The organism is Rhizobium sp. RSm-3 (assembly GCF_001854685.1).
Classification (GTDB): Bacteria; Pseudomonadota; Alphaproteobacteria; order Rhizobiales; family Rhizobiaceae; genus Rhizobium; species Rhizobium ecuadorense.
Window position 1 is genome coordinate 52,138 of sequence record NZ_MAWZ01000021.1, and the last position, 9,021, is coordinate 61,158.

The following is a 9,021-nucleotide window of genomic DNA, read 5'->3' on the forward strand; positions in this document are numbered from 1 at the left end:
GAAAAAGACGGGCGCTTCTGCACCCGCCGCGTCATCAACCTGGATACCAGACGACCCGAGGCTCCTCCCTCGAACGCTGGTAGTCCCAAGCCGAATTGATCAGCTTTTCCAGATCGTAGACCGGCTTCCAGTCCAACAGATATCTGGCCTTGCTGTTGTCCATCCAGTTCGAGTGAAACCGGCTTGCGATATCGACCGAGCCGAGCCCGCGCGTGCGGGCGAGAAAATCGGCGACCTCGCCATAGTCGACCGGCCGATCCATCGAGATGTTGAAAAGCTCCCCCTTGGCGCGCGGATTGTCGATTGCCGCCAGGATCGCCGCGACGAGATCGTCGACATGCACGAAGTTGCGCTTCAGCGGCCGCCCGTCGGCATCGCGCAGCAGCGGCACCGTGCCATTATGCGCGTAACGCTCGGCATCATCAGCCGGCACCAGCGTCTTCCAGTCCGGCCCGCCGAAGACATCGTCACCGAAGGACAGCGTGAATTTGAAATCGTCCTTCTCCATGATCCAGGGCGCGCGCAGGCAGCAGCTGTTGATGCCGTACTGGATGGTGAACTGCTCGAGCATCACCTCTTCCAGCACCTTGGAGAGCGCGTAGCAGCCGGGATAGGCGCGATGCGGCGTCTTTTCGGTCACCGGCCCGTCATGGCGATAGAAGAAATGGCCGATGCCGGCATCGCCGCCGATCAGGATGAACTGCTGCGCCGTGGGGCTGGCGCGAAACGCCTCGAGCAGCCAGAACAGGCCCTTGACGGTGATATCCATCACATCTTCAGGGATTTCCTTGCAGGTGGCAAGATGCACGACATGGGTGACGCCGTCCATCGCCGCCGCCACCACCTCGCTGTCGGCAATCGAGCCCTTGACGACACCGATGCGGTCGGTCTCCTCGAGCACACGATTATGGCAAAGCGCGCGAATGCGCGCTTCGGAAAATCGCGGCTCGTCAAGCAGCCCACTAATAAAGCGCCGCCCGACCTTGCCCGTAGCCCCGGTGACAAGGATCAGCATACCTCTCTCCCCAGCAACAGCTAATATGCGCGCGTTTCCGGCGTCAATCTGTATTTATCGTACAAAATAGATTTTTGCGGTGAGGGGCTGATTTAGCGGACATTTGATTGACGATTCCGGGCGCTTTTGCATTAATGAAGATAATCGCTTTTCCGGGAGGAGATCGGCCGAGCGAGATCGCAGGCGTCCGACTGGCAGCCGGGTATCGGCAGCCGGCGGTGAGGCAGGCCTGCAGGTTCCGGGGAGGGTAGTCGGCTGGTCGCGGTTCTCGAACTCACCAATATTTCAAAACATTTCGGCGCCATCCAGGCGGTCAACGACGTGTCGTTTACGCTCGAAGCCGGCCAGGTCGTCGGGCTGATGGGCGATAACGGCGCCGGCAAAAGCACGCTGGTGAAGATGATCGCCGGCAACTTCCGGCCGAGCGAAGGCACGATGCGGCTGGAGGGCAAGGAGATCGTCATGCACCGCCCGGTCGAGGCGCGCCAGCACGGCATCGAGATCGTCCATCAGGATCTGGCGCTGTGCAACAATCTGACGGCGGCCGCCAATGTCTTCCTCGGACGGGAACTGCGCCGCGGCATCGGCCCCCTGAAGGTTCTCGATTACAAGACAATGTACCGGCGCGCCGGCGAGATCTTCAAGGAGCTGAAATCGGAAACCAGGCCGCGCGACCTCGTCAAGCAGATGTCGGGCGGCCAGCGGCAGGCGGTGGCGATCGGGCGCACCATGCTGTCGGAGGCCAAGATCGTGCTGATGGACGAGCCGACGGCGGCCATCTCGGTCCGCCAGGTGGCCGAAGTCCTCAACCTGATCCGCGAACTGCGCGACCGCGGCATCGCGGTCGTGCTGATCAGCCATCGCATGCCCGATGTTTTCACCGTCGCCGACCGGGTGATCGTCATGCGCCGCGGCCGGAAGGTCGCCGACAAGGCGATTGCCGCGAGTTCACCTGAGGAAGTGACGGGTCTGATCACAGGCGCCATCGAACAGGTGTGAGCGCCGCCGCTTAGGGGAGAAATCCCTGCCGTAAGAAATGCCCTTGGGGAAAAATGCCCTATCTGGAGTGAGAGGTCGAAAATGGCAGTGACATTGGACCAGACGATTGCACAGAAGCAGCGCAGCCGGCTTGCGGAGTTTGTCGGCGGCCAGACCTTCTGGGTGCTGATCGCCGTGCTTCTCGCCTGCCTCTTCCTGTCCTTCGCCACCGATTCCTTCGCGACGGCGAAGAACCTCTACAACATCACCCGCAACGTCACCTTCGTCGCCATCATCGCGCTCGGCATGACGCTCGTCATCATCACCGGCGGCATTGATCTCTCGGTCGGCTCGGTGCTCTGCCTCTGCAGCATGGTGCTGGCGGTCACCATGAATGCCGGCTACTCCATCGAGGTCGGCATCACGGCGGCGATCGTCACGGCGCTGGTGATCGGCGCCTTCAACGGCGTGCTGATCGCCTATCTCAATTTCCCGCCTTTCGTGGTGACGCTCGGCATGCTGTCGATTGCGCGCAGCCTGGCGATGGTCGCCTCGAACAACACCGTCGTCTTCCAGTTCGGCCCCGACCATGACAAGCTGCTGGCGCTCGGCGGCGGCGCCTGGTTTTTCGGCATTGCCAACCCGGTGCTCTACATGGTCATCCTGGCGCTGCTCACCGGCTTCGTGCTGCGCTGGACGCGCTTCGGCCGCTATGTCTTTGCCATCGGCGGCAATGAACATGCGGCCACGCTGACCGGCGTTCCCGTGCGCACCATCAAGGTCGCCGTCTATATGATCTCGGCGCTCTCGGCCGGCATTGCGGGCATCGTCCAGACCGGCTGGCTCGGCGCCGTCACCACCAATATCGGCGCCGGCATGGAACTCCAGGTCATCGCCGCCGCCGTCATCGGCGGCGCCAACCTCGCCGGCGGTGTCGGCACCGCCTTCGGCGCCCTGGTCGGGGCGGCATTGATCGAAGTGATCCGCAACAGCCTCGGCCTTCTCGGCATCAACGCCTTCTGGCAGGGCACGTTTATCGGCGGGGCGATCGTGCTGGCGGTGCTGTTCGATCGGATCCGCAATTTGCGGCAGAGCGAGTAGCTATCCGGTCGTAGCGTTCGTTGAGCAAACTCCGGCCATGCCCTCAGGGGCGCTGATCCTCATAGCCATCCAACTCGGGGCATCCCCTGATGTTGGCGAAGCCGATCTCGCGCCGGTCGCCCGATTGATCCAGACCCCTGAGCACGATGACATTGTCATCCTGCTGTATGATCTCGCTACGATAGATTCCGGCCCGCAGCGCCCGGTTTTTTGCCTGGCTGATGTTGCATTGCCCGGGCGGGGGAGTGACGTGCCAGTATCTCGTGCCTTGGCCATCCGACTGCCATCCGCCGGAGGCGGCGAATCCCGGCACGCTGGATAGCAGTATGGCACACGACACTATCAAGCTGCCCACCAGTTTCATGTGACCTCCGTCAGCCGTCGACGTTTCAGGGCTCGTCGCCACGCTGCTTGCCCCGGTTGCAATGGATAACCGGGTTTCGCTTGTTGTCACCACGGTAGATGACCCGCGCTAACACGGTGCTAACGGCTCCAGCGCCAACGAGATAATGTCGCCCGTATGCTGCCAGGGGGTTGCGCGCAAACAGCAGCGGGACAGGCTCGTCGCTCGGCATCTCCCAAACAAGTCATGAAGTTGTCACCCACCGCCCTGAGGGACCGCACGATCGACGGTTGCGTATCCTTCCTTGTCCAATCATAGTGCGGCGATGAAATCGGCAGAGCTATTTTACAGTCGTGAATTTCCTGAAACACCAATAAGCGGTTGGGCGGGAGCGCGACGATATGGGTGGATGCCGGAGATGACAGCGAGTGGGCAGATTAAGCGCCCACGACGTGTCGTGCATCCTTTTGCATCTCAACGAAAGCTATGGTGTCTTCTGGCGATTCATTTTGACGGCGTCGATTTGATCTTTGCCACGCCTTTGGAACTGGATCAGTTCCTTGCCGTCATGTCCCAAAATCTGCTGTCTTCGGGTTGGGCGCTCGTTCCCGGCTGTTTAGTGGGTCGCCCCAACAGACATTGGTTGTCGCGTCTGCCCAAGGCAGCGAAAAGCTCGAAATTTCGGCAGTCGATTTGCAGATTTCTGCGCCAGGCAGGCGTCGTGCGGGAGTTCAGAGATTTTTATGCGGGGGAGCCGCTGAAGCTGCAGTTTGATGGCGTGTTCAACAATTACTATGAGGCCTGGAAGCGACCGGTCGCTTGAAAGCATCAGCCATGTTTAAGGCGGTATGCGCCTGAGGCTGGCAGCGGCGGCGCAGGTGCATCAGGCCGATATTGAAGATCAACCGCAGATAGCTATGCTGCGCCGTATAGTCACAACAATATTGGACCGATCGAATGTTGCGCAACGTCATTTCGGTCTTCTCGATGTTTGGCCTATCCGTTCTGATCATTCCCGGCGAACGTGCTCTGGCCACCGACAATCCAAACATCCAGTTGATCGCGCCCGGCGATCCGGCCATGGCCAAAGCCCATGAGAAATCCATAAGGGAGTTGGACGGCTTCCTCGAGAAACTGCGAAATCCACCGCCGGGAACCGAAAATTACAGCATCAAGCTCGGTTTCACGGACAAGGGCAAGGACGTGGCACTGACCACCGACCAGATGGCGCCGAATGTGGAATTCATGTGGGTCTATCAGATCAAGGCATCAGGTGACCATTTCACTGCTCTTCTCAGCGATACGCCTGAGTACATCCACAACATCAAACCCGATAATCGGGTCGAGTTCGAGAAGTCGGATATCTTCGACTGGATGTATACCGAGAATGGGAAAGTGAAGGGAAACTACACCGCTTGCCCGCTGCTGCTATCAGGTCCGAAAGAACAGTTGGAGCAATATCGGGAGATCTACGGCATTGTCTGCGACTGACCGCTAGGACGCTCCCCAGTTCCCCTTGATGATCGAGATCAGCCTTCCGGGGCCGATGTAAACCGGCTGGCATCGAACGGGCCTCTGGCGGCGACCGGGCCGCTGGCAGCGACCGGGATGACATCCTCGCTCGACGTCGCGACATTCGTTTCACCATGAACCGTGCGCGGGGAGACACGCGGCGCGCTCAACCCCATCGCCTCGCCGGGAGAATGCAGCGCCCATTTCATCAGCGCCGCGTCGGATGTCGATCCGAGGAAGTTTGCTTCTTCCCAGGAAGCGGTCATCGGCAGGGCGGCGATCATATCGGCGCCCTGCCTGGAGGCCTCCGGTGCAACAATGCGGGGATGGAAGCGGGCGTGATCAGGCAATGCCGGCGTCTGCCGCTCCGGCAGTGCGGCAATCGGGCCGATCGACGCCGTCTCCAGTTTGTCGTCCACATCGGTAGCGTGCGCGAGGGCGGCCGGCCGCATCGCCGGTATCGGAATCGGCAAGGATGAAAGATCCGGAACGGAGCGTTTGTCGTCCGGCTCGGCAGCGCCGGTCTGCAGCGCGAGCGCATTCAATGCTCGGCTTTTCGGCGAAGGCAGAAGCGCCGTCACGAGGTTGCCGTCCGTGGTGCCGCTGCTCGACCTGGTCGACACCACCACCTCTTCGTCTTCACCAGCGGTGCCGGCGATCTGGATCGAGGTGGGTCCGCCGCGTTTCCTGTAGTTCGCAATCGCCTGATTGTATCCCGGCAGCGGCCGGCCATCGGCCGGGAGATGCATGGTCTGCCCGTTCGGGAATATGCGCGCGAGTTCCTGCCGCGACATGCGGGGCCAGGCCCTGACATTGCCGACGTCGAGATGCACGAAGGGCGATCCCGAGGTCGGGTAATATCCGACACCGCCGACTTGCATCTGCATGGCAAGCGCACGCAGCGTCGCAAGCTTGACGCCGGGAACATAGAAATCCATCGCCTTACCCAGCATATGCTGGCTCTTCTTGGCGACACCGGTGCTGCGCGAGCGGTTGCGGAGCATGTTGTTGGTGGTGGGAGATCGATAGGCGGAGACGATGTGGATGTAATCCTTGCCGCCGCTGCGCTTGTACACCTCCCAGACCAGGTCGAGCAGCCGGGGATCCATCCGGGTCGGCTCGTTCCTTCGCCAGTCGCGCAGAAACCGGTTGATCTGGGCAAGGCCCTTGGCATCGAACTTTCCGTCGCGCTTATAGGTAATCGTCGCCTTCTCGCCCGTATGGGTAAAGAACAGCTTCAGGGCGCGATCTTCAGCCGAGGCAAATGATGCGGAGCCGACAAGTGCCGGCAGCGCCAACAGAGCCGGCAGAATGGTCTGCGCTGCAAAGCGTTCCACACGCGACAGGAGCGTGGCAATTCCGCCTGACAGACCTTGCAGTGAATATGTCACGCCAACAATCCCGTCTCACACCGAACACTCGACGACGGGCGGCAACTCCGCCTCGATCACGCTCAGTAAAGCCAGCTTATGGTCAATAAATTGCTAACGAGGGGATGTGGAAGCTCGGTGAGTTGAGGATGCGGGCTGTCCGAGGCACAATCGCCGCCTGCGCCCTTGAGCGGAGGAAAGCGCCGCGCGTTTTATCAAGCGGGTCGCTGACCGGCGTAAGGAGTTCTCTGCCCGATATTTCGTCTCTTTAAGAGTGCTGCTTTGACTACAAGAACTGGTGAAACTTGTCCCGCTTCACCTCATCCATTATCTTGCCACTCGCAATGACTATTCTCCCGGCATTTGCCACGACCGCTGAGCTATGCCCCCCATCCATTATGGTCCGCGTCGGGCCGAGGCAGAAAAGCTCTAGCGGGAATCTTCAGTTCTTTAACCACCGGATCGAACCCGTCTTCGGGATGGAACATCTTGATTTGTATGGTTACCTGGATGGTCGTCCCCGGTTTGACTATTTCGATTTCAACGGCGCTCTTAAACGTTACAGAAAATTTCAACGTATTCGGGGCTGCTTGTCGATCTATGTAGCCATGAATCATTGGATGGTCGGCGATCTTGTTGTCGTCGAGTATCGTAGCTCGACCTATCTCGTCCGATGCTCTAAAAACAAAATCAGACAGCGCTGGGATCGGTTGAGAACAAAACACTTTGATCGAGTCGAGAACGAGAGCTCGCCTGTTCCAATTTACAATCAAAATCGCACCAGAGTTTATGCGACCGGCAGAGCGGACCGACTCGATCGTGGGCATACCGTCACCCAACAAGAATGCTGTTTGTTTCCTTTGTTGGTCTAGTTGATGATAAACAAGATAGGCGCCTATTACCGCGGCGCTGAAGCCGATCCAGCCAGATGTCGCCGAGAGCCAATCTTGAACATTGCATTTATCGCTTTCGCAAAGCTTCCAATCAACAACGTGCGAAAACGAGATGACGAGGAGTACAGAACTCGCCAAAGTCAGGAATGTCAGGATCGGAATGTAGAATCGCTCGTTGTTTCGCATCGACTCGCCCCAGCCAACAGCAAACTAGATTGCAGCGAGATTTTTCACAACTGGGTGGCAGAATGACTTATCGACCCTCTCCCGATGGGAGATTCGCAGATCTCCCATCTTGATACGACGGTGGCGATAAACGACGGAGTGGATGCGACCTTTCGCGACGAGATAAAGGCGCTGAAGGAAACCGTCGAGAAGAACCAAGATGCGGTCGGGCCGGCGGTGAAGGAGTGGGAAAGAATGAAATCGATCGGCTACGGGATTTCAGGGCTGGTCGCTTTTGCCGGCCTCACCGTAGGCGGGATGGTGGCTTATGCCAGTGACGGCGCCGTGGCTCGGCTTCGGCATTGGCTGAAGATCAATTGACCGCTCGCGTCCAGTAAGACCGCCTGCGTAGGGAATTGAAAGTCCGCCAGCGATGCCGTATCTACAGATCAAAGGTATTGGTGGCGATGTCTGTAGCACTCCTAAAAGAGCGGGTGAAAAGGTTCGATGAATATCCTAGACCGGATTGGCCGTCCTTGGACGCCGATCCGGTAGAGGTTGCAGTCGCTTATGCCCGTGGCTTTTCAAAGTTTGTCCTGAAACTTCGCACCGCCGACGCTTTAGATCGAGCTGCCCTCGATCGCGCTGTGGACGAAGCGATTCAGGACAACAATCGTGCCGCGTTGATCGAACTAAGGTTAGGCTGTCTGGATTACGGCACGAAGACGCACCAGAATATCTCTCATTTACGCAACTTCATGCAGATGATGCCGCAGCTTATTGAACAGCGAGCTGCTCGCATAGGCAATCCGGGGCAGCGCAGATATTTCCGCACCAAGAGTGCAGAATCCATCAAGGCGCACGAGCTGATGGTGGAAATAGAAGAAGGGTTCATCTCCCATCTTCAGCGGGAGATTCAGCCGAAGATTGATAACAAAATTCGAGAACAGGCCCGGGCCCTTGCCGATAACGAAACAGCTATCCGTGAAGACCTCAATAAGCGATATCCAAAAATCTCGGCATATTTGGCTAGATGATCTCGCCAATCTGGATAGATGCCGACCACGTGGTTGCGATCAACGCTGAGCAAGTTTCTCGGACTGGCGAGACGCATTTTCTGCGAGATTTTGGCGCCTTGGAAAGTGCTGTGATGTCGCCGCGGAATCATTGGCATTATGAGGGCCAAGATCTCGTGCGAGCGTTTGGCACTCTGCTCTTTGCGGTCGCCAAGGCGCACGCATTCGAACAAGGCAATAAAAGGACAGCATTTTTTGCTGGTGCAGAATTCCTGGCAAAAAATGGTGCCACGCTGATTGTGCCCGATGATGAGTTCTGGGCAAGCAAGGTCGAGGAGGTCGTCTCAGGCAGTTCTCTCTCCGAAGATTTCGTAAATGTAATTAGGGTTTTCACTATTCTTCCGTGAATCTTGTCGCAGGGCGCTTCTGCGTTAAGACGCCACGTGACCTGCCACTGAGAATTTCCTCCAGAATGGATTAGAGTCCGGCCTAATTAAAGGACGGACGAATGAAGAAGCAGCGATTTACGGAAGAGCGTAAGCGGTGTTTTCAGGCCACGGCTTTGAGATCGGGCTTTGCGGCATAGGCCCACGGCAGCAGATCATCGATCTGGCTGTTTGGGTGGTCG

9 protein-coding genes and 2 pseudogenes are annotated in these 9,021 nt (G+C 58.4%); 7 read left to right on the forward strand and 4 right to left on the reverse strand.

Annotation, left to right across the window (positions count from 1 at the left end; all coding sequences use genetic code 11):
• Nucleotides 1-34: 34 nt before the first annotated feature.
• The gene (locus tag BBJ66_RS18530; protein WP_071088835.1) at nt 35-1,015 is read right to left on the reverse strand and encodes an NAD-dependent epimerase/dehydratase family protein; all 981 of its coding nucleotides are present in this window, start codon (nt 1,013-1,015) and stop codon (nt 35-37) included.
• Nucleotides 1,016-1,118: 103 nt separating this feature from the next.
• Between BBJ66_RS18530 and BBJ66_RS18535 the strand changes: the two are divergent.
• Nucleotides 1,119-2,014, forward strand: a pseudogene (locus BBJ66_RS18535) (ATP-binding cassette domain-containing protein).
• A gap of 81 nt (nt 2,015-2,095) precedes the next feature.
• The gene (locus tag BBJ66_RS18540) at nt 2,096-3,094 is read left to right on the forward strand and encodes an ABC transporter permease (RefSeq protein ID WP_071088837.1); all 999 of its coding nucleotides are present in this window, start codon (nt 2,096-2,098) and stop codon (nt 3,092-3,094) included.
• Nucleotides 3,095-3,137: 43 nt separating this feature from the next.
• On the opposite strand, the gene BBJ66_RS18545 is transcribed toward BBJ66_RS18540, so the two are convergent.
• On the reverse strand, nt 3,138-3,458 hold the full coding sequence (locus tag BBJ66_RS18545; RefSeq protein WP_071088839.1) for a hypothetical protein: 321 nt from the start codon (nt 3,456-3,458) through the stop codon (nt 3,138-3,140).
• 388 nt (nt 3,459-3,846) lie between these two features.
• Between BBJ66_RS18545 and BBJ66_RS18550 the strand changes: the two genes are divergently transcribed.
• On the forward strand, nt 3,847-4,260 hold the full coding sequence (locus tag BBJ66_RS18550; RefSeq protein WP_244511711.1) for a hypothetical protein: 414 nt from the start codon (nt 3,847-3,849) through the stop codon (nt 4,258-4,260).
• A 134-nt stretch (nt 4,261-4,394) separates the two neighbouring features.
• Nucleotides 4,395-4,928, forward strand: a complete 534-nt coding sequence (locus BBJ66_RS18555) for a YegJ family protein (protein WP_071088843.1) — start codon at nt 4,395-4,397, stop codon at nt 4,926-4,928.
• 38 nt (nt 4,929-4,966) lie between these two features.
• On the opposite strand, the gene BBJ66_RS18560 is transcribed toward BBJ66_RS18555, so the two are convergent.
• Entirely contained in the window at nt 4,967-6,340 is a 1,374-nt protein-coding gene (locus BBJ66_RS18560) for a DUF882 domain-containing protein (protein WP_071088845.1), read from the reverse strand.
• Between the two features lie 359 nt (nt 6,341-6,699).
• Entirely contained in the window at nt 6,700-7,398 is a 699-nt protein-coding gene (locus BBJ66_RS18565) for a hypothetical protein (protein ID WP_071088847.1), read from the reverse strand.
• Between the two features lie 96 nt (nt 7,399-7,494).
• Between BBJ66_RS18565 and BBJ66_RS18570 the strand changes: the two are divergent.
• The 3 genes and pseudogenes from BBJ66_RS18570 to BBJ66_RS18580 all read left to right on the forward strand — a co-directional run.
• Nucleotides 7,495-7,758 (forward strand): annotated as a pseudogene (locus BBJ66_RS18570) (DUF1515 domain-containing protein); the annotation flags it as partial.
• Between the two features lie 86 nt (nt 7,759-7,844).
• Nucleotides 7,845-8,414 carry a hypothetical protein gene (locus tag BBJ66_RS18575; RefSeq protein WP_128146185.1) on the forward strand — a complete coding sequence of 190 codons (570 nt, stop codon included), beginning with the start codon at nt 7,845-7,847 and terminating at the stop codon, nt 8,412-8,414.
• Nucleotides 8,411-8,800, forward strand: a complete 390-nt coding sequence (locus tag BBJ66_RS18580) for a type II toxin-antitoxin system death-on-curing family toxin (protein ID WP_071088851.1) — start codon at nt 8,411-8,413, stop codon at nt 8,798-8,800. Before BBJ66_RS18575 ends, BBJ66_RS18580 begins: the two co-directional genes overlap by 4 nt.
• Nucleotides 8,801-9,021: the final 221 nt, after the last annotated feature.

What these genes read in the sequence shown, in the direction of transcription:
- BBJ66_RS18530 (WP_071088835.1), bottom strand. Translation starts at nt 1,015, where the DNA reads ATGCTGATCCTTGTCACCGGGGCTACGGGCAAGGTCGGGCGGCGCTTT.
- BBJ66_RS18540 (WP_071088837.1), top strand. Translation starts at nt 2,096, where the DNA reads ATGGCAGTGACATTGGACCAGACGATTGCACAGAAGCAGCGCAGCCGG.
- BBJ66_RS18545 (WP_071088839.1), bottom strand. Translation starts at nt 3,458, where the DNA reads ATGAAACTGGTGGGCAGCTTGATAGTGTCGTGTGCCATACTGCTATCC.
- BBJ66_RS18550 (WP_244511711.1), top strand. Translation starts at nt 3,847, where the DNA reads ATGCCGGAGATGACAGCGAGTGGGCAGATTAAGCGCCCACGACGTGTC.
- BBJ66_RS18555 (WP_071088843.1), top strand. Translation starts at nt 4,395, where the DNA reads ATGTTGCGCAACGTCATTTCGGTCTTCTCGATGTTTGGCCTATCCGTT.
- BBJ66_RS18565 (WP_071088847.1), bottom strand. Translation starts at nt 7,398, where the DNA reads ATGCGAAACAACGAGCGATTCTACATTCCGATCCTGACATTCCTGACT.
- BBJ66_RS18575 (WP_128146185.1), top strand. Translation starts at nt 7,845, where the DNA reads ATGTCTGTAGCACTCCTAAAAGAGCGGGTGAAAAGGTTCGATGAATAT.
- BBJ66_RS18580 (WP_071088851.1), top strand. Translation starts at nt 8,411, where the DNA reads ATGATCTCGCCAATCTGGATAGATGCCGACCACGTGGTTGCGATCAAC.